Below are 22,982 nucleotides of genomic sequence, written 5' to 3'. Positions count from 1 at the left end.
ATGACCGAACACGATGAAGACAACCGGAACTTCGGGAAGGAAGGCCTCCGCAGGATGTTCGCCACAGACATAGCTACGGATCTTGCCGAAGGCCGCGTCCTGGAGCTTGCCGAGATCTATGCCCTCGACGCCCTGAGCGACGCCGAGCGAGCAGAAATCGACAACTACATTGCCGCCGCGCCTGAACGCTCGGCGTTCCTTGAGCGGGTGAGGCAGTCACGCGAGACCCTTGCCACGTCCTTCGCCGACGAGGCCGAACCGCCTCCCGGACTCCTGGAGGACATTCTGCGGCAGCTCCCGCAACAACCACGCAGTTCACAAACCGGCACAGCGCCCGCGTCTTCTTCCGTCTCCGAAGCGCCGCCCGCCGCCTCCACGCACGTTTCCCCCGACGTCGTGGATCTCGCCGCGGAACGGAACCGACGGGATCGCCGACGCTTCGGAGGAGTCCGTGGTTGGGTTGCAGCCGCTGCGGCGGCCGCGGTCATCGCGCTTGGCGGTGTAGGCGTGGGCGTCTACGTGGCAGGGCAAAACGATCCCGTGAACCAAGTGCTTCAGGCCAACGACGTCCGGCAAGCGACCGTCGACGTCAACGGCGGCGGCACCGCCACCGTGTCGATCTCCACCTCTAAGAACGCCGTGGTGGTCCGCATGAATGGAGTTCCGGCTCCCCCGGCCGGCAAGGTATATCAGATGTGGCTTATTCCCAAGGACGGCTCCGACCCCGTATCCCAGGGACTCATGGACGCCCAAGCCTTGAGCCACCCGGCGGTTGTCTCCGGCATTTCCAGCGCGGCGGCTATCGGCATCACGGTTGAACCTGTGGGCGGCTCCAAAAAACCAACCCTTCCCACGGTTGCCGCAGCGCCTCTCGCGTAGGAGCGGCCGGCTCCGGCCCGACAGGAGCCGTTGGCGACGGGCTTGACCTTGACGTAACGTCAACTTTTACGCTGGATACATGAAGCAGGACAAGGCAGATACCTGGACCATCTCCGAGCTGGCCAAGGCCAGCAAGGTTTCCTCACGGACCTTGCGCCACTACGACCAGCTCGGGCTCCTGGAACCTGCCCGCACGGGCCACAACGGCTACCGGTATTACGGCCAGCCGGAACTGCTGCGCCTGCAGCGGATCCTCCTGCTTCGTGAACTTGGCCTTGGGCTCGAGACCATCGGCGAAGTTCTGGATGGCCAGGCCGATCCCGTGGAGGCACTTGCCGTGCACAGGAACTGGCTGCTGGCCGAGCGCGACCGACTGGACCGCATGTCCCGGACGGTCGACGCCACCATCGCAGCACTACGTCAAGGAGAAACCATGACCGCGGAGAACATCTTCAAGGATTTCGACAACAACCCCTACGAAGCCGAGGCGCGCGAGCGCTGGGGCGATCGGGCCGTCGAGGAGAGCAAGGCCCGCCACTCGGCTATGACGACGGCCCAAAAGCAGGCCTTCATGGAGGAGTATGCGTCGCTGAACCAGGATCTCGCCCGGTGCTTCGACGCCGCCCTTCCGGCGGACCACCCGGACGTCCAGGCAGCCATCGGCAGGCACTACAAGTGGATCTGCGCCAGTTGGACGCCCAACGCAGAATCCTACGTGGGCCTCGGACAGATGTACGTGGACGACCCCCGGTTCACTGCCAACTACGACAAGGTCCGGGTCGGCCTGGCGCCCTACCTGCTCGAAGGCATCAAGGTCTACGCGGCAGAAAAGCTCAGGTAGGGCATTCTTGCCGAAAAGCGCGACGGCGGCCCGCCCCCACTGGAAACACAGGGGGCGGGCCGCCGTCGTACTGGCTCTTGGGCAGCCCCGCTAAATGATCAGCGAAAGCACCATGATGAAACCGAAGGCGACCACCGAGATGAGCGTCTCCATCACCGACCACGTCTTGAACGTCTGCCCGACCGTCAGGCCGAAGAGTTCCTTCACGAGCCAGAACCCGGCATCGTTGACGTGGGACAGGAAGAGCGAGCCCGCACCGATGGCCAAGGCAAGGAGTGCGGCATGCGTCGGGCTCAGGCTGCTCGCCAAGGGAGCAACGATGCCCGCAGCCGTCACAGTGGCAACCGTCGCCGAGCCCGTGGCCAAACGAAGCGCCACGGCCACGATGAAGCCCAGGACCAGTACCGACATATTGGCGCCCTCGGCCCATTTCTTGACCGCGTCACCGACGCCGGCACCGATCAGGGTCTGCTTGAAGCCACCACCTGCGCCCACGATCAGCAGGATCGCGGCAATCGGTCCAAGGCTGTTGCCAAGCTTGGCGGTGATCTTGCTTCCGGTGAAGCCAACGGCGTAGCCGAAGGTCACCATCGCGGCGAGCACAGCCAGGGTCATCGCCACAAGGGGCTGCCCGACGAAGTCCAGGACGGTGCGGATCATGGGTGCGTGCGCGGCGTCGGGCCAGACAATGTCTGCGATGGCCTTCAGGAGCATGAGCACCACGGGGAAAATGATGGTCAGCAAGGTGACGAGGAAGGTCGGCTGACGCTTCACTTCGCTCAGGTCGACGGCATGCTTGGTGTCGACGCCGCCGGCCACTGCGGGGGCATCCACGGGAACCCAGCGCGCGGCCAAACGGGAAAACAGCGGTCCGCAAATGATGACGGTGGGCACGGCCACCAGGAGCCCAAGGGCCAGGGTGGTGCCCAGTTCGGCCTTCACCGCGCTAACCGCGATGAGCGGCCCGGGGTGCGGCGGGATCAAGCCGTGCAACACGGAGAGGCCTGCGAGCGCCGGAATGGCAATGCGCATGAGCTTCATCTGCGAGCGCTGGGTGACCAGGACAATCACCGGAAGCAGCAGGACGAGCCCGATCTCGAAGAACATCGGGAGGCCGATGATGACCGCAACCAGGGTGATCATCCAGACCACCCTGTTGCCCTTGGCCTTTTCAAGCAGGGTATCGACTACCCGGTTGGCGCCGCCGGAGTCCGCCAGGAGCTTGCCCAGCATGGCGCCGAGCGCAATCAGGAGGCCGACCTCCTTGAGGACGCCGCCCACGCCGTCTTCGAAGTTGCTGACCACCTTGTCCAGCCCGACTCCGGAGGCCAGGCCAACGAAGGCCGAGCCCAGTACCAGGGAGAGGAAGGGGTGGACTTTGAATTTGGCGATCAGCAGCACGATCAGCGCAATGCCGATAGCCGCGACCACGAGGAGTTGGGTGTCGTGCCCGGTCCAGTTCACGCTGCGTCTCCAGTTGTCTGTGCCGGCTGCGCCCCGAGGCCGAGCCGTGCGATGATTTCGTCTGCCTCTTCAGCAGGAGAAGCGGAGACGCACAGTGAGATGTGGTTCTCGTCCTCGGTGGGCGCTTCCAGCGCGTCGAACTGGGATTCCAGGAGCGTGGCAGGCATGAAGTGCCCGTGGCGCGAAGCCAGCCGGTCGGAAATCTTGTCCTTGCTCCCCTGCAGGAAGACGAACACGACGCCCTCGCCGCGCAGGACGTCCCGGTAGCGCTTCTTCAAGGCCGAGCATGTGATGATGCCCGGCTTTCCTGCTGCGGTGCGCTCCTTGATCCAATTGGCAATGATGTCCAGCCAGGGCCAACGGTCCTCATCGCTGAGTGCGTGCCCCGCCTGCATCTTTGCAACGTTCGCTTCCGGGTGCAGGTCGTCGCCTTCGGCGAGGTCCCAACCCAGCCGGCCGGCCAATACGCCGGCCACTGTCGATTTGCCGGAACCGGAGACCCCCATGATCACCAATACCGGCTGTTGTGCAGTCTTCGCCATCAAAGTCTGCCTCTCTCAATTAAATATGATTTAAACGAGACTAAGCATATGACACAGCTAACACATCAGCAATTTCAGAAACCGGCGATGGTTTGGGTCCCGTTGACCTCGACCACATGGAACGCTTCGGCGCTGCGGCCGCCGGGCATCCCGGCGCGCGAGGCGTTGTCCCGGAGCATGCTCCGGACGGCCCGCTCCATGCCTTCCAGGTCGGGGTGCTGGCTCGCGTGGATCCGGATCGCCGACAGTTTCGCGTCGATGTGGTCGGTGACATCCACGAAATAGTTCTCACGGGATTCAGGACCCGCGAAGAGCCACAGCCATGGCAGCTTGTAGGCTTCGAGGCCGGCTTCCGCCAGTTCCGGGTAGGCAAAGGGGTTCTCGAGCGCGGGGTACACGGCCCGGGTCACGATCTCCCCCACGGCGAGGTGGTCCGGATGGCTCTTCTGGATCCTGTCCCAGTTGCGCTCCGGGTGCATGGCGAGGACGACGTCGGGGCGGATTTCGCGGATCAGCTTCACTACTCGCTTGATTACCGCGTGCGTCGGTTCCAGGTATCCATCGCGTTCATGAAGGTAGTGCACGTCCGTCACGCCGACGAGGGCGGCGGCTTGTTCCTGCTCCTCCGCGCGCATGGAAATGATCTCCTCGCGGTGGGCAGGATCGAAGCCGCCCGCGTCGCCGTCGGTCATGACGCAGTAGCTGACCTCGACGCCGGCAGCGGTCCAGGCGGCAATGGTCCCGGCCGCGCCGAAGTCGACGTCGTCCGGGTGGGCGGTAAAACAAAGCACCCGCTCAACGCGCTCCGTGGAGGCGTTGAACGGGCTCTTTGCTGACGTGGCGTCAGAAGACAAAGGGATCAGCCTTTCCGCTTTTTGATCTCTTCGGTGGCCTGCGGAACAACCTTGAAAAGGTCGCCGATGATGCCGAAGTCCGCGATTTCGAAGATGGGCGATTCAGCATCCTTGTTGATCGCGACGATGACCTTGGAGGTCTGCATCCCGGCCTTCTGCTGGATCGCTCCCGAAATGCCCGCCGAAATGTAGAGCTGCGGGGATACGGTCTTGCCGGTCTGGCCAACCTGGTAGTCATGGCCGATCCAGCCCGCATCCGTGGCGGCACGGGAAGCCCCGAGTGCACCGCCCAGGGCGTCGGCCAGTTCTTCCAAAGGACCGAAGTCGCCGTCGACCCCGCGTCCACCTGCAACCACGATCCGGGCTTCGGTGAGCTCGGGACGGCCACTGGCCGGCTTTTCCGCCCGCCCGGTGACCCGCGCGGCATTCGCGGTGGCATCGGCCGGGACGTCGATGGTGACGGCTTCGGGCGTGTTCGCCGCGGCCGGGGCATCGACGTCAACACTGTTCGGCTTGACCGTGAGCACGGCGACGGCGGTGCGCGCCTTGGCCGTGGTGGTGTACGAGCCAGCCAGGACCGACTTATGGGCCGTGCCGTCGGCGTCGACCCCCACGACGTCGGTGATGACCCCGGCGTTGAGCTTCACGCCAAGACGGGCCGCGATTTCCTTGCCGTCGGCCGTGTTCTCGAGCAGGACGATCCCGGCTCCGGCTGCCTCGACTGCCGCGGCAAGATAAGCGGCTTTCGGCGCAACCAGGTAGTCGTCCAGGTCCGTGGCGGACGGACGGTAGATCACCGAGGCTCCGTGCGCCCCCAAGGAGGCGGCGACGTCGTCATGCAGTTCGCCGTTGACGGCGACCACCGCTTCCCCGAGGGAACGGGCGACCGTCAGGAGTTCCAGGCTGCTCTTCTTGAGCGCCGCGCCCGGGTTGTCAATGAATACAAGTGCTTTTGCCATGTGTCGGAATCCTCTTAGAGCAGCTTCTGGGCGGCCAGGAACTCAACCAGCTTGATGCCGGCGTCGCCTTCGTCGGTGATGATGGTGCCGGCAGTGCGCGGCGGCCGCGCTTCAGCGGTCTCGACGGCGGTCAGCGAACCCGCGGCTCCCACCTGCGCGGCATCGACTCCGATATCGGCGAGGGTGAGTGCCGTGATTTTCTTCTTCTTGGCTGCAAGGATGCCCTTGAAGTTGGGATATCGCGGCTCGTTGATCTGGTCCGTCACGGATACCAGCGCGGGCAAGGTTGCCTCCACGGTGTCGGCGTGGGCGTCACCGTCGCGGCGCGCAAGGACGCGGTCGCCGTCGACCTCCAGGGAGGAAGCAAAAGTGACTTGAGGGAGTCCGAGCCGCTCGGCGAGTTGCGCCGGAACCAAGGACGTTTCGCCGTCGGTCGAGGCCATGCCCGTCAGGACGAGGTCCACGGGCGAGTCGGCACCGAGATACCGGATTGCCGCGGCGAGGGCCAGCGAGGTGGCAGCGGCGTCGGAACCCGCCAAGGCGTCGTCGCTCAAATGCGCTCCTGAGGAGGCGCCGATTTGCAAGGACTTCTTGATGGCGTTCACCGCGCCGGCGGGACCCATGCTCAAGGCGATGACCTCGTTGCCTGCCTTCGCGCCTCCGCGGGCCTCGCTGAGCTGCAGCGCAGCTTCAAGCGCATATTCGTCCAGTTCGGACAGAATGCTCTCGTCGCGGTCCGTGGTGTTGCCTGGGCCGGTGAGGTGTCGGTCGAACTGCGCGTCCGGGACGTGCTTGACCAGAACAACAATCTTCAATGTGTCTCCCACTGTGTTCGAGGCAGCCTTCCATGCTCGGGAATGGCCAGCAACTAGGCGCATGGCCAAGAGTGCCCAGCGTACGGGCTCGTCCTAGCTAAGCATATTGCGCCACAACTCGGACAACGCCGGGTGTCCGCATTAACTCCTGTTTCGCGGATCGTTCCGGCTCGGAGCAGCACAGGGCATACGCCGATGGCGGGCAGCACCGCAAGTGGTGCCGCCCGCCGTCGTTGACTGCCGGCTGTTTGCCCCGCTGGAATCTGTTGCAACAGCGCAGCTGTTACGGGGCAGCATCCAGGGTCACGTCGAGATCCTGTGACTGGCCGCCGCGCTGGATGGTCACCTTGACCGTTGCACCCGCCGCCTGCTGACGGACAGCCGCGGTGAGTTGCTCGGGATCGGTGATGTCCATGCCGGCGAACTTGGTGACGACGTCGCCCACCTTGAGCCCGGCCTTCTCAGCGGCGGAACCCGCTGTTACCGCTGCGACCTGCGCACCTACCGAGAATCCGGAGCTGCTTCCAGTGGCCGACTTGGGCTGCACGCTGACGCCGAACTGCCCGTGGGTGGCCTTGCCGTTCTGGATGAGTTCCTGTGCAATACGCTTCGCGTTGTTGATCGGGATGCTGAAGCCCACACCGATGTTGCCGCTGGACGACGACGAGGAGCTGTTGCTTCCGGCGGAAGCGATAGCCACGTTGACGCCGATGATCTCGCCCTTGGTGTTGACAAGCGCTCCGCCGGAGTTGCCGGGGTTGATCGGCGCGTCGGTCTGGATGACGTTGAGCGAAACGGTGCCCTGGCCGGCGCTGCTCTGGCTCTGGCCACCGCCTGGAGGCGCGAATTGGAATCCGCCCTGGCCGCCGTTTTGCGAGTTGTCGGAGCCGCCGTTGGGAACAGCCGAGGATGCCACGCTGATGGTGCGGTTGAGCGTGGAGACGATGCCGTCGGTGACCGTGCCGGGCAGGCCGAGCGGGGCGCCGATGGCGATGGCGTTGTCGCCGACGTTGATCTTGCTGGAATCACCCAGGGTGGCCGGGACGAGTCCGGAGGCGTTGTCCACCTTGATGATGGCGAGGTCGGAAAGCGGGTCCGTTCCCACTACCGTCGCCTTGAGGACACGTCCATCGCTCAGCCGCACCTCAATGGCGGCATTGGCGCTGGCACCGTCAAGGGTCACGACGTGGGTGTTCGTCAGGATGTGGCCCTGGTCGTCGAGGATGATGCCCGAACCGGTACCGCCCTGGCTTCCGCTCGAAGCCATGATGGTCACGACGCTTGGCGTAGCTTTGGCTGCGGCCGCCGTGATGGCGTTGACGTTGTCCGTGTTGTTGACAATCACGGTTCCCGCCTGGCCGCTGCTGGCCGCCGCCGGGGTCCGGCTGCTCAACAATTGATCGCTGGCCGCCACGACGCCTCCGCCCACAAGGCCCGCTGCCAGGATGCAGGCCACCAAGGTCCCGACGCCGAAGACCGGCTTGCGCTTCGGGCCGGCTGCCGGACCGCCCGGGTGGGCCGGGAACTGCTGCGTGGAATAGTGCTGCGCAGGGTTCGGTCCGCCATAGAAGGGCTGGTGCTGCGGATAGGGGTGCTGCGGTGCCGCGCTGTGCTGGGGCGCTCCGTGCTGGGGCGCTCCGTTCTGGGGAGCGCTGTGCTGGGACTGGATCTGCTCGGTGGGGTTTTCGGCCGGCCCGTGAGCCCAAGGTGCAGGGGCTACCGGAGCCTGCGCTGTGTGGTCGGGCCGCGCGGGGTATTCGGGCTTCGCCGTGAAATCCTGACCCGGCTGGTATGCCGGCAGCGGGGCCGTAGGCTGGGAATTGGCTTGCTTGTCCGCCTCCGCCTTGCCGTTGCTCTCAGGACCATGGTTCTCGGGGCCATTGTTCTCAGGCGCGGCGCCCTGTGCTGGGTTCTCCGTCATGGGACTTCCTTTCTTCCTCGTCCCCTTAACTATCGTCGCTCTTGCTGGATCAAGAGTCGACGTTCGCTGGGAGCTTGCTGAACGCACTCATCGGAACGGTCCTGGGTCCTCGAATGGCGCCGACTAGCCCTTCAACGCTGCAGAAGGGCAGATCTCTCCCCGTTTCGCTGGCGGCATATTTACCGCTGTGGACGGCCCAAAAGGTGCACCATAGTATCAAGTGGAATTGCCACAGCGACCTGCGGCTCGACAACCATGCGTGGGGGCGCTGATGCATTCTGTTTCGATTGCTCCGGCCCGGACCAATCGCAGACGTGCTGAAGGGTTGCACATGCGGTCAATAGTGAAACGTGTACTCGCCGTCATCGGTTTGGCTGGAGTGCTGGTCCTCCCGGCCGCTGGAGCCTGGGCTGCCGACCCGGTGACGATCCCGTCCGGCCAGAACATCACTGACGACGCCGGCGTCCTTCGCGACAAGAGCGCGGTTCAAAGCGCCATCAAGTCCCTCTACGACAACCACCAGTTCAATCTGTATGTCGTGACCGAAAAGACCTTCACCAACCCGAGCACGCCCAGCGACTGGGGCAACGCAGTGGCAAAGAAGAAGTCGTTCGGATCCACGGACGTCTTGCTGGCCATCGCCACGGACGACGGCAAGGTGAACATCACCCGCGGGCCCGGGAGCAAGATCACCGACTCCCAGCGTGACGACATCCTCAAGAACGCCGTCCTGGCGAACCTTGTCCAGGGCAAGAAAAACTACGACCAAGCCGTGATCGATGCCGCCAAAGCCATCGGAGACACGCAGAATTCCGGCGCAGGCACGGCCGTGCTCGTGGGTGCCGCCGTGGTTGCGGCCGGAGGCGTAGGCACGTACTTGTACTTCCGCAACCGTCGCAAGAAGAGCCCGGCCTCCGCTGCGGGTTACGGACCGCAGGGAGAACAGCTCGATCCCCTGGCCTCCTTGAGCATCGCGGACCTGCGGCGCAAAGCCGGATCCTTGCTCATCGAAGCGGATGACACCATCAAGTCCAGCGAGCAGGAACTCGGATTCGCCCAGGCGCAATACGGCGATGCCGCCGTCGGGAACTTCACCAAGGCGCTGCTGGACGCAAAGAACCACATGACAGAATCCTTCAAGCTGCAGCAACAACTTGATGACCACATCCCGGACACCGAGGAGCAGCAGCGCAGTTGGCTTGGCGAAATCATCCGACGCTCCGAGGCTGCCCTCGAATCACTGCGCGAGCAGAAGGCCGATTTCGATTCCCTGCGCGAACTTGAGAAGAACGCGCCCCAGGCTTTGGCCACGGTTGCTGCCGGCGCCGACGACGCCGAGGCAAAGATCAGCAGCGCGGAGCAATCGCTCAACGGCTTGCGCGAGAAGTACGCAGACAGCGCGCTGGGGCACGTGAGCGACAACATCACCCAGGCCAAGGACCGGCTTGCCTTCGTCCGGCATGCGACCACCACGGCACAGGAAAAGCTTGCCACCGGTGAGAGCAGCCTTGCCGCGGTAGCGGTCCGCGCCGCGGAAGAAGGCCTGCACCAGACCAACGTGCTGATCGGGGCCATCTCCAAGGTCGCTGGCAGCCTCGACGAAGCCCGGAATTCGCTGGACGGCGCCGTGGCGGACACCAGCCAGGACCTGGCCCAGGCCAAAGCGATGATCCAGTCCGGCGAACACCCGGAGCTGGCCGGTCCGGTGGCCGGAGTCGAAGCAGCGCTGGCGCAAGTCAAGATTGAAATCCAGGGCGGGAAGATCGATCCCATTGCCACCCTGGACCGCGTGGAGAAGGCCCACCAGGCCCTGGACCAGTCCCTCTCGGGCATCCGCGACCAGCAGGAACAGGCAAGGCGTGCACAGGCCGCGCTCCAGCAGACCATCATGGCGGCCCAGTCCCAGATCAGCGCTACCTCGGACTACATTGCGGCGCGACGCGGCGGGGTCGGCACCGAAGCCCGTACGCGCTTGGCCGAAGCCCAGCGGAATCTCGACTACGCTCTGTCCATTTCCAGCAATGACCCGGTAACGGCGCTGACGTACGCCCAGCAGGCCCAGGCGCTGGCGGCACAAGCCGCGCAACTGGCCCAGTCCGACGTCGATCAGTTCGGCGGCTTCGCCAACCAAGGCTACGGCCGGGGCGGCATGTTCGGTGGCGGGGGAAATGGTGGCGGCCTCGGCGGAGCGATCCTCGGCGGCATCCTCATCAACTCCATCCTCCACGGCGGCGGAGGCGGCTGGGGCGGCGGAAACAACGACGGCGGAGGCGGCGGAGGCTTCTTCGGCGGCGACGGCGGCGGTGGAGGCTTCTTCGGCGGCGACGGCGGCGGTGGAGGCTGGGGCGGCGACTCCGGCGGTGACGGGAGCTTCTAGCTCGCGAAGACTAGGTGGGGGCCGGTCCCCCACGTAGAAGCGGTACAAGAACTGATCACTGGATTCAGTGGGCACCACTGAGCAGGACGAAAGGCAACACCATGGTTAAGCAGTCCATTTTCGGGCGGATCGCACAGCTCGCCAAGGCGAACATCAATGCCTTGCTCGACCAGGCTGAGGACCCCCAGAAGATGCTGGACCAGATGGTCCGCGACTACTCGAACAACATCGCCGAGGCCGAATCCGCCGTGGCGCAGACCATCGGGAACCTCCGCATGCTCCAGGCCGACTACAACGAGGACATCAAGAACGCCCAGGACTGGGGCAACAAGGCCCTCGCAGCCTCCCGCAAGGCGGACGAGTACCGTGCGGCCGGCAACGCAACCGACGCAGTGAAGTTCGACAACCTTGCCAAGGTGGCCATCCAGCGCCAGATGTCGGCCGAGAACGAGGCCAAGGCGGCCGAGCCCAACATCGCCTCCCAGTCGGAGGTCGTGGACAAGCTCAAGAGCGGCCTCGACCAGATGAAGGGCAAACTCAACGAGCTCACCAGCAAGCGCAACGAGCTGGTTGCCCGCTCCAAGACGGTCGCTGCGCAGACCCAGGTGCACGACGCCCTGAAGAGCATCGACATCATGGATCCCACCAGCGAGGTGGGCCGCTTCGAAGAGAAGATCCGCCGCGAAGAAGCCAAGGTCCTCGGCCAGCAGGAGCTGGCGGCCTCCAGCCTGGACGCACAATTCAACCAGCTTGAGGACCTTGGAGAGCAGACGGAGATCGAGGCCCGGTTGGCCGCCTTGAAGTCGGGTGGTTCAAAGGCCGCGATCGGCGCCGGCGCTGCTGCTCCGGAAGATGACACTGTGGACGAAGCAGACTTCGACAAGCTCTAGTCCAGCCAAACGAATGGCCGGGCCTCCAGTTTCCAGGAGGTCCGGCCATTCGTTTTTGTTACGCGCTTTATGCCCCGACAGCGAGCCGTCCAACGATGAGTCGCATGATTTCGTTGCTGCCTTCCAGGATCTGGTGGACGCGCAGGTCCCTGGCAATCTTCTCGAGGCCGTACTCGGACAAGTAGCCGTAGCCGCCATGCAGCTGGATGGCCTTGTTGGCGACATTGAAACCGGCGTCCGTAGCGACGCGCTTGGCCATTGCGCATAACCTGACGGTGTCCGGAGCGCCGCGATCCAAGGCGTCTGCGGCCCGGAGGACAAGGGTCCTGGCGGTTTCGAGTTCCGTATCCATGTCGGCGATATCAAACAGCAGGGATTGCTGGTTGATGAGCGGGCCGCCAAAAGCCGATCGTGACTTGAGGTAGGCGATGGACTTCTCCAGGGCCGCCTGGCCACCTCCCAGGGAACAAGCGCCCATGTTGACCCGGCCTCCGTTGAGGCCTTTCATGGCTATGCCGAATCCGGTGCCTTCCTCGCCAAGCCTGTTCGCCACGGGGACGCGTACGTTTTCGAAGATGACCTGCCGGGTGGGCTGGGCGTTCCATCCCATTTTCTTTTCATTCGGACCGAAGGACAGTCCCGGCGCGTCCGCAGGCACAACGATTGCGGTAATGCCCTGGCTTCCTGTGTCCGCAGTCCGTGCCATGACCACGTAGACACTGGAAACTCCCGCGCCCGAAATGAATTGTTTGGTGCCGTTGAGAACGTAGCTGTCGCCGTCGAGCACTGCTTTGGTGCTCAGCGCGGCGGCGTCCGAACCGGCCCCGGGCTCCGTGAGGCAGTAACTGCCCAGCGCCTCCATGGATGCGAGCTGCGGCACCCATTGCGCCCGTTGCTCATCGTTGCCGAAGGCGTCGATCATCCACACCACCATGTTGTGGATCGAAATGTAGGCCGCGATGGTGGGGTCTGCCTTGGACAACTCCTCGAAGATCAGCGCCGCATCCGTGCGGGAAAGCCCCGAGCCGCCGAACTCTTCCCTCACATAGATGCCGCCCATGCCGAGGGTGCCCGCTTCACGCAGGACATCCACGGGGAAATGCTTGGTCTCGTCCCATTCCGCGGCGTGGGGCGCGATGGCCGTTGTGGCGAAGTCGCGCACCATCTCGACCACCGCGCGCTGGTCCTCCGTGAGCTCAAACATTGGCACTCCTTTTCCCGGGTTGTCCGGTGTTTTCTAGCTATTCGATGCTTTTACTTGCTGACTTTGCCCATCAGCGAAGCGACGGGGCGAAGGAACAGCGGCCGCGCGAGGAACCACGCGCCCACAATGACCAAGAGGGATACGGCGAAAATGCCGAAACCAACCCAGTTGATATCGTCGCTGCCGCCGTACATGTGGTTCAGGTTGCGCAGGGCCCCGGTAGCGAGGACCAAGGTGACGTGCACGATGGTGAAGAGCACGAAGTACACCATCACCGGGAAATGCACCGCCCGGGCAAGCTCGATGGGATAGATCTTGTTGACCGTCCCGGCCTTCTTGGGCCAGGCAGAGGAGGTGCGCAGGCCGGTGATGATGGCAAGCGGGGCGGCGATGAAGACCGTGACGAAGTAGGTCAGCAACTGCAGGGCGTTGTAGTTCACCCAGCCGTCCTCAGTGGGCCAGTTCAACGAGGCGTACTGGAGGGCGGCGGAAATGGCATTCGGGAAGACATCCCAGCTGGTGGGGATGATCCGCATCCACTGCCCGGTAGCAAAAATCACGATGATGAAGACGATGCCATTCAGCACCCACAGGGCATCCAGGGTCAGGTGGAACCACAGGTCCAGGCTGATCTTGGTCGGCGCATTCTTGGTCCGGATGAATCCTTTGTTGTTGCGGGTCCATTGGGCCGGCGGCCTCTTGGCCGTGCGGACCTGCCAACCGGATCGAACGATGAGCACCATGAAGAAGACATTCAGGAAGTGCTGCCATCCGAGCCATGCCGGGAAACCCACAGGAGCGTTCCCGGGGAGGCTGGAGGCGCCCGGGAAGTCGTGCAAGAACGACTGCACACCCGACAGGCCCGTCAACCATTTGGCCAACAAGACGATGAGCAAAAGTACCAGCAGCACACCTGGAACCACCCAGAGGGGTTGGGACCATTTGCTCTTGGCTGCTGTCGACTTTTTGGCGGGGGTGGACATCTTCTCAGACACCTCTCGGAAGAACTTCGCAATCAGGGACGCATCAAGCTAACAGGCTTTGGACCGAAGCGGCCAAAGCCTGTTACGCCGTCAGTTGGAACGGGCTTTGACGGCCTCGATGAGTTTCGGAACCACCGTGAAGATATCGCCCACGATTCCGAAGTCGGCCACCTCGAAAATGGGCGCGTCCTCGTCTTTGTTGATGGCCACGATGGTCTTTGCAGTCTGCATGCCTGCGCGGTGCTGGATGGCTCCGGAAATTCCCAGTGCGATGTACAGCTGCGGGGACACACTCACGCCGGTCTGGCCCACCTGGGCCGTCTGGGCTATGTAACCGGCGTCGACGGCGGCACGTGACGCACCGATCGCAGCCCCCAGGGCGTCGGCGAGCTGTTCGACCAGCACGAAGTTCTCGGACGAGCCCAGACCCCGTCCGCCGGAGACCACCGTGGCGGCAGTTCGCAGCTCGGGCCGGACGGAGACGGCGACGTCGTCGTTGAACTGGTCAATGACAGTGGCAGCGTCCGTCGTGGCTTCCAGGGACACCGTGTCCAGTTCTGCCGTGGCCGCGGGAGCCTCCCCTTCGATCGCCCCCTGCCGGATGGTGAGGACGGGCAGTCCGCCTTCCACCACGGACTCGACGGTGTAGGCACCGCCAAACACAGAATGTTGGGCGACAACGGTTCCGTTGTCGCTGCGCACGCGCACCACGTCGGCGAGCACGCTTCCGCCAACCCGCACTGCAAGCCGGGCGGCTGCTTCGCGGCCGTCCACCGAGTTCGCGGTGAGGACCGCAGCCGGCCTATAGGCATCGACGGCCCCGCTCAGTGCGTCCACTGCGGGTGCCACCAAGACACTGCCGGCGGCAGCGGTCACAGCCGAGTAGACCTTGACCGCGCCCAGCTCGCCGAGGCGCGCGACGTCGTCGTCCGCCAAGGGAGCAGCCGACACGACGACGGCGACCGGCGAACCCAGCGTCGTTGCGGCAGCCAGCAGTCCGCGGGCGGAAGCGGCAATCCCGCCGCGGTGGGAAACTTCAATGAGTGTCAGGATGTTCGACATTTTCTTGTCCTCCCTCAGACCAGTCGGTTGGCGACGAGGAACTCGGCCAGTTCGCTGGCTGCGTCCCCGTCATCGATGAGTTTCCGTCCGGCTGCGCGTGGCGGTCGTTCAGCGGTGGAGATCACCACGCTGCGGCTGGGGGTCGCCGCGACGCCGAGATCTGCGACGGACAAGGTGGTCACGGGTTTGCGCTTGGCCGTCAGGATGCCCTTGAAGTTGGGAAACCTGGCCTCCGGGAAACGTTCGGTCACCGTGAGGATGGCGGGCAGTCCGGCGCGGACGTTGAGAGTCCCGCCCTCGCCCTGGCGGACGCCGCGCACGCCGTCGTCGGCGATTTCCGCGGAGATCAGCGATCCCAACAGCGGCAACTGGAGATGTTCGGCAATCATGGCAGGCACGACGCCGGCGCGGCCATCCGTCGATTCGTTCCCGGCCACCACCACGTCAAATCCTGTGGACCTCAGCGCTGCCGCCAAGGTCGCGGCTGTACGCCCGGTATCGGCGCCGCTGAGGGAATCATCCACGATATGGACACCTGAATCGGCTCCCATGGAAAGGGCCTTGCGCAGCGACTGGGTGGCTTGATCGGGCCCCATGGTCATGGCCACTACTTCAGTGCCCTTGTTCGCATCTTTGATGCGCAACGCGGCTTCGAGGGCGCGCTCGTTGATCTCATCGACGACGGAATCGGTGGACTCACGGTCCAGCTGCCCGGTTGCCGGGTCGAGCTTCCGTTCCTCGGCCGTATCCGGCACTTGTTTGACGAGCACGACGATCTTCATTCAACAGCTCCCTCGATGCAAATGGCTGACGCTTGGAATCGAGAATACTAGGAACTCCTAGTATTTACCATGGAGCGAAGGAAGGAATACTTGGAACTCCTAGTGATTCTGCCGGGGGGCGGGGTTTTCCGCATCGGTTTTGGTATGCGTCTTTGGTATGCGTCCCAGGCGCAGTCCCTCAAGCGTGCGGCCTCCAGGGGGTTGGATCGTCAGCGCGGAGCGGGAGTCGCAGGGTCCCGGCGTCGGGCGAACTGGATCATCCTGGCCAACATCGTCAAGGCAACGACAACGGCGAATCCGGCAAACGTGGGCCGGGCTTCCAGGGCCAAGGCGCCGTTTTCACTTCCAGCGGCGGCCGCCAGGAATCCGGGTAAACTGACGGGCGAACCTGTCAAGATGGCGATCAAGCCGGTAGCAATACACAGGACAAAAACCAGTGCGACGCCCGCAGCCGCTCCATCCGCCGCCGCGCCCACGACCTTCAAAAGCTTTTTCATCGAAAGATCCTCCTCGAACCGGCCAACGCGGAGCGCCCCCGGGAGTTGTTCCCGGCGCTCCGCTTGGAACTCGTCAAGCTTCGGTACCCGGGGGAACACTGCCACAATCCCCCGCCCAAGAAACTAGCCCTAAATTGCGCCTTTCAGGGGGCGAAGTTGCCAAAATCCGTGCAAAATGGCCCAAAATCAGTGTGCTTTCCGGCAATCTCAGTGTGGATCTCAGCGCTTCTACGTGTGGAAAAACGATTCACCCGGAATGGCCCGCATAGCCGTCAAAGACTGTGTCCAAGACGTCCCCAGGCAGTACACACGCTGTGTCCCATACCCCCGGGAAAGCGGGAAAGCCGCAAGAGCAGGAGTTAAACGAAAGAGTCCGCCCAGACGGGCAGACTCCTTCGTTATTTAGTTGCGGGGACAGGATTTGAACCTGTGACCTCTGGGTTATGAGCCCAGCGAGCTACCGAACTGCTCCACCCCGCGTCGCAAAATCAACTCTACCGCACATTCAAGGACACCTCTGACCACCCGGGTGTGGGCTGCGGCACGTTGGGACTCGGCGCCGTCCCAGGCATGCGCTCTACCCATTCCGCCCTCCCCAGCCACACATCGGCGGAAAACAAAAAAAGATCCGGCACAGTGTTTCCACTGTGCCGGATCTTTTCTCCAGTTGCGGGGACAGGATTTGAACCTGTGACCTCTGGGTTATGAGCCCAGCGAGCTACCGAACTGCTCCACCCCGCGTCGCAAGAACTACTTTACCCGCAGGTGAATGTCAGGCCAAATCCAAACGACGTGACCTCTGTCTCCCTCGCCCCGGCCTCCCGATCAAAAGAAAGACCGGGCAAACCCACTATGGGCTGGCCCGGTCTTTCATACCCCGGCCAGGGCGAAATCAGCCGGCTGGAGAATTGCCTACTTGCTCGGCGAAGGGGACGGCGTCGGCAACGGGCTCGCCGACGGGCTTGCACTCGCCGACGGAGCCGGGGCGACGCCAAGCCGCGACTCGGCGTCGAGAGCTTTCTGTATTGCTGCGGACAGAAGGTTCTGCTGGGCGCCGTATCCCGCGAAGTCACCCTTTGCCAGGGCAGCCTGTCCATCCTGGATGGCCTTGTTTGCCTGATCCAACGCAGCCTTCAGCTGAGCCTGGGCATCCGCCGCGGCAGGGGGTGTAGTACTCCCCGGCGGAGTGGTGGTGGTCTGGCCGTTATTGGCCGAGTCTCCTGCCGAGGCACCGGAATCGCCGCCGAACAAGACCTTCAGCGCCGCATCCAAGGTGGACGCGAAACCTACCTTGTCACCAAAGGCTACGAGCACTCGCTGAAGCGTAGGGTAGGACGTTTCGCCAGTTGACTTCACGTAAACCGGCTGCACGTAAAGCAGGCCGCCACCCACCGGCAAGGTCAGAAGGTTGCCGTTGAGCACATCGGAAGCTCCCTGCCTGAGCAGGTTGAGTTGCTGCGACACCTCAGGATCAGAGTTGAACTTGTTCTGGGCCTGGCCCGGGCCCGGAACCTGGGTATCCGTGGGCAATTGGAGCAATCGCAACTGGCCATATGAGTCCGCCTTCACCCCCTTCTGGTTGCCGGCGTCGGAGTCGGCAGCCAGGAAGCCATACAGGATGTTCCGGGCGTTTCCGTTGACTACCTGTGGAATGAACGAGGAGGTCAGCTGGAACGCCGGCTTGGTCTGGCCGGGCATCTGCAGGGACAGGTAGTACGGAGGCTGCCGGACGGGATCAGTGACTGTGGGATCGTTCGGCACGCTCCACGCGTCGTTGTTCTGGTAGAAGCTGTCCGCGTTGGTCACGTGGTAACGGCCAAGCAGCTCCTGCTGGACCTTGAAGAGATCCTCCGGATAACGCACGTGGCTCATCAGCTGTCCGGACATCTCCGAGATCGGTTTGATGGTGCTGGGGAAGATCTTCTGCCAGGACTTCAGAATGGGGTCCTGGTCGTCCCAGGCGTACAGCGTCACTGAGCCGTCATAGGCGTCAACAGTCGCTTTGACCGAGTTCCTGATGTAGTTGACGGAGCTGTTCGGCAAGACCGCAGTGCGCCCGGAGGTCGTTTGGGAGTCAGCGGTGGCGGTTTGCAGTTGTTGCTGCTGGGAGTAGGGGAAGTACTGGCTGGTGGTGTAACCGTCCACGATCCACTTCACCCGGCCATCAATAACCGCCGGATAGGCGCTGCCATCCACGGTCAGGTACGGAGCGACCTTTTCAACTCGATCTCGCGGAGAGCGGTCGTAGAGGATCTGGGACTTCACATTGACGCCGTCAGACAGCAGCAGATCCGAGGACTGGAACTTGATGGAGTACAGGAGGCGGTTGAACCAGTTGCCCACGCTGGGGCCACCATTGCCGGTGAAGGTGTACTGCGTCTCGGTGGTGCTGTCTGTGGCGGCAGGACGGTCCTGCTCGCGCTGAGGAGCACCGTCCGGGGCGCCGACAACCGAGTAGTCAGGCGAATCCTCACCGAAGTAGATGCGGGGTTGGTAGCTCGTATCGCTGCCTAGGATACCCATGGACGGAATCCCGGACAACAGGAAGTCCGGCTTGCCGTCAACGGTGACCGTGTTGCCCTTGGCAGCCACGACGCCGTAACCGTGTGTGTAGACGATGTGCCGGTTGACCCAGGTCTGCTGGCTTGCGTTGAGCCCGTCCTGGTTCAACTCACGGACTGCGATCACGGTGTCCTGGGTCTTGCCGTCCACGGTGTAGCGGTCGACGTTCAGAGACTTGGGGAACTGGTAATACGGACGGTACTGCTCCAGTTGGGAGAACGCCGAGGAAACCAGGTTCGGGTCCAACAGCCGGATATTGGCGGTGGTCTGCGCATCCTTGGCAAGCGCCCCGGTCTTGGCGTCTGTGGTGGCGTTGTACGGGGATACCTGGATCTTATCCAAACCGTACGCTGCCCGGGTCATCGAAATATTGCGATCGATGTACTTGTTTTCCAACGTCTGCTCAGAGGGGCGGACCTGGAACTGTTGGATGACCCAGGGGTAGACCCCTCCCGCGAGGATGGACGTGATGATCAGCATGGCCGTGCCGATGACCGGCAGGCGCCAACGCCCGATCACGGCGGCCACAATGAAGAGGATAGCCACCAGACCCGCGGCAACGGCCAGGATTGTCTGTGTGGGGATCACTGCGTTGACGTCGGTATAGAGGGCACCGGCCCAGTGACCGCCTTGGTTTTGAACGGTGTCGTAGACGTTGAGCCAGAAGTTGGCTCCAAGCAGCAGCAGGAAAACGGCTCCGGTCACGGCGAGGTGGATTTGGGCTGCACGGCTGGTGAAGATGCCGCGCTCCATGAGCCGGATGCTCCCATAGAGATAGTGGGTGAGGATTCCGGCGATGCCGGCGATCACCACAACACTCATGAGGAAGCCTGTGGCGAAGCCGAGGAAGGGCAAGGTCATGAGATAGAAACTGATGTCCAGGCCAAATTGCGGGTCGCTCTGGCCGAACGGCACCTGGTTGAAGAACAAGAGCACCGCTTGCCACTGGCTCGCGGCCGCGCTGCCGGCGAAGAGGCCGAACAGCACGGGGATGCCGATCATGACCACGCGCCGCACAGGTTCGAGTTGAGCCTGGTACCGGTTCAGGTTGTCCCTGACCTCGGCGTCCGGGGCGTAGACAGGCCGTGCGTGATAGGCGACGCGGATTGCGTAGAAGATCGGCACGGCCATCAGCACGAAGCCCGCGAGGAAGATCAGGATCCGGGCCAGGTTCTCCCGGAAATAGACTTCGAAGAAGCCCAGCTGCTGATACCAGAGGACGTCTGTCCACACATTGGCGAAGAAAATGAATCCCACCACCACGACGGCGACGATGATCAAAGTTGGAGTGAGGGCACCCCGTCTCCGCTGCGGTCTTCCGGGCGGGCTGGTGCTGGCTGGACGGGACAAACTCGATACCTCATCGCTGGTCGTCAGTTAACGGTCATCAGTGCGTGTGTGTTCGTCGGCCCCGGTGCCGGGTGCTAATGGCGGAGGCCGTCATTAGTGCCACGAGTGGCAGTGGAGCTAAGTTCCATCATCAGTCTAGTTGTTGGAGCATGCCGGGAGGCGGGACATGTCCTGGCCCGAGGCGAGTCGTTCAACGGCTGATTTTGCGTCCGCCAGAGTGTCCACTTTGACTACCTGCAGCCCGTCCGGAATGTGCCCCACGACCTCGTCGCAGTTGGCGGCGGGCGCCAGGAAAAGGGTGGCGCCGCCATTGCGGGCTCCGCGCATTTTCTGGGCGATTCCACCAATCGGGCCCACGGTGCCGTCCGGCGAAATGGTGCCCGTGCCGGCCACATGCTTGCCACCCGTGAGGTCGCCGGGGGTGATGCTATCGATGATGCCCAGTGCGAACATCATGCCGGCACTCGGTCCGCCCACCTGGTCCAGGGAGATCTTGACGTCGAACGGAAAGGTGAACTTGTACTGCAGCAGTACGCCCAGGATGTACTTGCCGTTTGAGCCCTTGCCCGGGGTGATGCTCACCGTTACGGGCTTGCCGTTCCGGTCGACGACGACGGCGGCCGGCGCCCCCGCGCCGTCGGCCAGTGCGGTTTGGACGACGTTCAGGGACGTAATCGGCTTGCCGTTGATCGAGGTAAAGACATCCCCCGCTTGGAGTTTGCCTGAGGAAGCCGAGCCGTCGGACAGCCCCGCGACTTCAAGCTTCTGCCCGTACGGAATGTTTTCCTCCTGGAGGGCCGAGGCAACGGCGTTCTCCTGGGAGGTGGTCATCGCAACCGCGCTTTCCTGTTCGGATTGCTGCTTGGTGGTGCCCTTGGGATAGAGAAGTTCTTCGGGATATACGGCCTTCGAACCGTCCAGCCATGCTTGGAACGCCTCGAAAATGTTGACGGGTCCGTTGGGGCCGCCGTTGATGTAGACGGTGGTCAGGTCCAGGTTGCCCTTGGCGGGATATGTCGCGTGTCCCGTGATGCTGATGACCGGTTTGTTGTGGTCGGTGCCCAAGGTGTTGAAGGTCGGACCGGGAGATTCCACGACGTAGGGAACAGGGAGGACAGCCGCGGCGATTCCGAGGACGATGGTCAGCGCGCCGGAGACCAGCATCGCGATGTACCGTCCGTCCCGGCGACGTGGCGGTTGGGGCGGTTCCTGCGATGGCGCGGCGTCCCCCGCCGCGAAACGGCCGTCCGACGCCGGGACGCCCTGGGGGTTGGAGGGGCCGAGAGGCTGTCCGGGTTCCCCGGCAGCTCCGGGGCTCGGCAAACTAGTCAATGAAAGGCCTCTCCGCGCCGGGAACTGTGTGCCCAACGCTACCGTTTCGACCCCCTCAGGGTGGAGGCCAGTAAACATACCAACGATCCACCCTACTTGCTGTGCCTGCCAGACGTGCTTTGCCTAGAGCGAACGACGCGTTCCTGAGGCAGACAGCCCCCGGCCATCGCGGTACCTTGAAAGTGATCACCAGTCACACCGACGATCGGCGGCACCATGACCTCCAACCCCAATACCCCTCCTAATGGAGACGATTCACCCGTGGATCCCTTGGCAGAAATGCTGAAGAACCTGATGGGCGGGCAAGGCATGGGCAACATCGACCCCGCCGAACTGGCAAAGGCCGCAGGGCTGCCAAACGACCCCAACATGCTGCAGCAAATGTTCGCCCAGGTACAGGCCATGATGAGCTCCACTTCCGAGGGCCCTGTCAATTGGCAGCTCGCCCACGAGAACGCCCGCCGGGTTGCCGCTGCCGGCACTGATCCCTCAGTGAACGCCGTGCAGGCGCGCGAGGTCGACGAAGCGCTCCGGCTCGCGGAACTCTGGCTCGATCCGGTGACCGATCTTCAGGCAACCGGCCTCATCGGCCGCGCTTGGTCCCGCGCTGAATGGGTGGAAGCTACCCTCGCTACGTGGAAACGGCTCACGGAGCCGGTGGCCAACAGCATCGCCAACGCCCTGTCGGACGCGCTGACCCAGCAGATGCCGGAAGAAATGAAGGCCATGATGGGCGGCACCTCGTCCATGTTGCAGAACATGGGTGGAGCAATCTTCGGAATGCAACTGGGCCAGGCCATCGGCGCCCTGTCCGCCGAAGTGGTCAGCTCCACCGACATCGGCGTCCCACTCGCCGACCTCGAAATGGCGTTGCTGCCAGCCAATGTGGCGAAGTTCGGCGAAGGCCTGAGCGTCCCTGAGAACGACGTCAGGTTGTTCCTCGCCGTCCGTGAAGCCGCACATGCCCGGCTCTTTGTGCAGGTTCCTTGGCTGCGCGGCCATCTCCTCGGAGCGATTGAAGCGTATGCCCGGGGCATCCATATCGACTTGTCCCGCGTGGAGGATCTCGCCCGGGACCTCGATCCCGGCAACCCCGAGGGCATTCAAGAAGCCCTCTCCCAAGGAGTATTCACCCCCGAACGCACTCCCGAACAGTCGGCTGCCCTCGAGAAACTCGAAACCGCCCTGGCGCTGGTCGAGGGCTGGGTGGACGAACTCACGGCCGCCGCCACCGAGAACGTGCTGCCATCCGCCGTCGCCCTCCGCGAGACCGTGCGCAGGCGCCGCGCCACGGGAGGACCCGCCGAACACGCGTTCTCCTCGTTGGTGGGACTCGAGCTGCGCCCGCGGCGCCTGCGCGAAGCCGCGACGCTCTGGGCCGCTTTGAAGGACGAACGTGGAATCGCCGGCCGCGACGCCATCTGGCAGCACCCCGACCTGCTCCCCACCGCGCACGACCTCGACGACCCGGCGGGCTTCACCGAACGGCGCCGCTTGGCCGAAGCCAGCGACACCGAGGTGGACGATGCATTGCAGAAGCTCCTTGAAGGCGGCTACGACGCTCCGAAGGATGAGGAGAACACAGAGGGCACCCCGGAGGCTCCGAAGCCTGAAGACGGAGATTCCCCCGACAACACGGGACCCGAAGAGCCCAAAGGATAGCCGCTC

Annotated in this window: 18 protein-coding genes and 2 tRNA genes; 5 read left to right on the top strand and 15 right to left on the bottom strand. The window is 63.6% G+C overall.

Annotation, left to right across the window (positions count from 1 at the left end):
* The gene (locus BMF89_RS17605; protein ID WP_078108361.1) at positions 1–879 is read left to right on the top strand and encodes an anti-sigma factor; all 879 of its coding nucleotides are present in this window, start codon (positions 1–3) and stop codon (positions 877–879) included.
* Between the two features lie 79 nt (positions 880–958).
* The gene (locus BMF89_RS17600; protein WP_078108360.1) at positions 959–1,720 is read left to right on the top strand and encodes a MerR family transcriptional regulator; all 762 of its coding nucleotides are present in this window, start codon (positions 959–961) and stop codon (positions 1,718–1,720) included.
* A 90-nt stretch (positions 1,721–1,810) separates the two neighbouring features.
* Here BMF89_RS17600 and BMF89_RS17595 read toward each other — a convergent pair whose 3' ends face one another.
* The 6 genes from BMF89_RS17595 to BMF89_RS17570 all read right to left on the bottom strand — a co-directional run bounded on the left by BMF89_RS17595 (position 1,811) and on the right by BMF89_RS17570 (position 8,275).
* Positions 1,811–3,184 carry a gluconate:H+ symporter gene (locus BMF89_RS17595; protein WP_078108359.1) on the bottom strand — a complete coding sequence of 458 codons (1,374 nt, stop codon included), beginning with the start codon at positions 3,182–3,184 and terminating at the stop codon, positions 1,811–1,813.
* Positions 3,181–3,726, bottom strand: coding sequence for a gluconokinase (locus BMF89_RS17590; protein WP_078108358.1), 546 nt, complete (start codon positions 3,724–3,726; stop codon positions 3,181–3,183). The genes BMF89_RS17595 and BMF89_RS17590 overlap by 4 nt, the downstream gene beginning before the upstream one ends.
* 74 nt (positions 3,727–3,800) lie before the next feature.
* On the bottom strand, positions 3,801–4,580 hold the full coding sequence (locus tag BMF89_RS17585; protein ID WP_078108357.1) for a PIG-L deacetylase family protein: 780 nt from the start codon (positions 4,578–4,580) through the stop codon (positions 3,801–3,803).
* Positions 4,581–4,585: 5 nt separating this feature from the next.
* Positions 4,586–5,539: an electron transfer flavoprotein subunit alpha/FixB family protein gene (locus tag BMF89_RS17580; RefSeq protein ID WP_078108356.1), complete on the bottom strand. Its 954-nt coding sequence runs from the start codon at positions 5,537–5,539 to the stop codon at positions 4,586–4,588.
* Positions 5,540–5,553: 14 nt separating this feature from the next.
* Positions 5,554–6,354, bottom strand: coding sequence for an electron transfer flavoprotein subunit beta/FixA family protein (locus tag BMF89_RS17575; RefSeq protein WP_078108537.1), 801 nt, complete (start codon positions 6,352–6,354; stop codon positions 5,554–5,556).
* A 283-nt stretch (positions 6,355–6,637) separates the two neighbouring features.
* Positions 6,638–8,275: a trypsin-like peptidase domain-containing protein gene (locus BMF89_RS17570; protein ID WP_078108355.1), complete on the bottom strand. Its 1,638-nt coding sequence runs from the start codon at positions 8,273–8,275 to the stop codon at positions 6,638–6,640.
* 331 nt (positions 8,276–8,606) lie between these two features.
* Here BMF89_RS17570 and BMF89_RS17565 point away from each other — a divergent pair, with 331 nt between their 5' ends.
* Both BMF89_RS17565 and BMF89_RS17560 read left to right on the top strand, forming a co-directional pair.
* Entirely contained in the window at positions 8,607–10,652 is a 2,046-nt protein-coding gene (locus BMF89_RS17565; RefSeq protein ID WP_078108354.1) for a TPM domain-containing protein, read from the top strand.
* A gap of 101 nt (positions 10,653–10,753) precedes the next feature.
* Positions 10,754–11,542: a PspA/IM30 family protein gene (locus BMF89_RS17560; protein WP_078108353.1), complete on the top strand. Its 789-nt coding sequence runs from the start codon at positions 10,754–10,756 to the stop codon at positions 11,540–11,542.
* A 67-nt stretch (positions 11,543–11,609) separates the two neighbouring features.
* On the opposite strand, the gene BMF89_RS17555 is transcribed toward BMF89_RS17560, so the two are convergent.
* The 9 genes from BMF89_RS17555 to BMF89_RS17515 form a co-directional block, all read right to left on the bottom strand.
* Entirely contained in the window at positions 11,610–12,746 is a 1,137-nt protein-coding gene (locus BMF89_RS17555; RefSeq protein WP_078108352.1) for an acyl-CoA dehydrogenase family protein, read from the bottom strand.
* A gap of 50 nt (positions 12,747–12,796) precedes the next feature.
* Complete coding sequence (locus BMF89_RS17550) at positions 12,797–13,729, bottom strand: cytochrome b/b6 domain-containing protein (protein WP_078108351.1); 933 nt, start codon at positions 13,727–13,729, stop codon at positions 12,797–12,799.
* Positions 13,730–13,819: 90 nt separating this feature from the next.
* A complete protein-coding gene (locus BMF89_RS17545; protein WP_078108350.1) occupies positions 13,820–14,791 on the bottom strand; it encodes an electron transfer flavoprotein subunit alpha/FixB family protein in 972 nt (323 codons plus the stop codon).
* A 14-nt stretch (positions 14,792–14,805) separates the two neighbouring features.
* Positions 14,806–15,573 (bottom strand): electron transfer flavoprotein subunit beta/FixA family protein, encoded by a 768-nt coding sequence (locus BMF89_RS17540; protein ID WP_078108349.1) that lies wholly within the window; start codon positions 15,571–15,573, stop codon positions 14,806–14,808.
* Positions 15,574–15,782: 209 nt separating this feature from the next.
* Complete coding sequence (locus tag BMF89_RS17535) at positions 15,783–16,070, bottom strand: hypothetical protein (RefSeq protein ID WP_139359725.1); 288 nt, start codon at positions 16,068–16,070, stop codon at positions 15,783–15,785.
* Positions 16,071–16,476: 406 nt separating this feature from the next.
* Positions 16,477–16,550, bottom strand: a tRNA-Met gene (locus tag BMF89_RS17530).
* A gap of 187 nt (positions 16,551–16,737) precedes the next feature.
* Positions 16,738–16,811: transfer RNA gene (locus tag BMF89_RS17525), tRNA-Met, on the bottom strand.
* Between the two features lie 171 nt (positions 16,812–16,982).
* On the bottom strand, positions 16,983–19,982 hold the full coding sequence (locus BMF89_RS17520) for a UPF0182 family protein (protein ID WP_078108347.1): 3,000 nt from the start codon (positions 19,980–19,982) through the stop codon (positions 16,983–16,985).
* Positions 19,983–20,117: 135 nt separating this feature from the next.
* Positions 20,118–21,146, bottom strand: coding sequence for a S16 family serine protease (locus BMF89_RS17515; RefSeq protein ID WP_078108346.1), 1,029 nt, complete (start codon positions 21,144–21,146; stop codon positions 20,118–20,120).
* A 384-nt stretch (positions 21,147–21,530) separates the two neighbouring features.
* Here BMF89_RS17515 and BMF89_RS17510 point away from each other — a divergent pair, with 384 nt between their 5' ends.
* Positions 21,531–22,976, top strand: coding sequence for a zinc-dependent metalloprotease (locus tag BMF89_RS17510; protein ID WP_078108345.1), 1,446 nt, complete (start codon positions 21,531–21,533; stop codon positions 22,974–22,976).
* Positions 22,977–22,982: the final 6 nt, after the last annotated feature.

It is taken from the genome of Arthrobacter sp. SRS-W-1-2016 (genome assembly GCF_002009585.1).
Taxonomy (GTDB): domain Bacteria; phylum Actinomycetota; class Actinomycetes; order Actinomycetales; family Micrococcaceae; genus Arthrobacter; species Arthrobacter bambusae_A.
The sequence above is the reverse complement of the archived record's forward strand: the minus strand, read 5'-3'. Positions and strand labels throughout refer to the sequence as shown.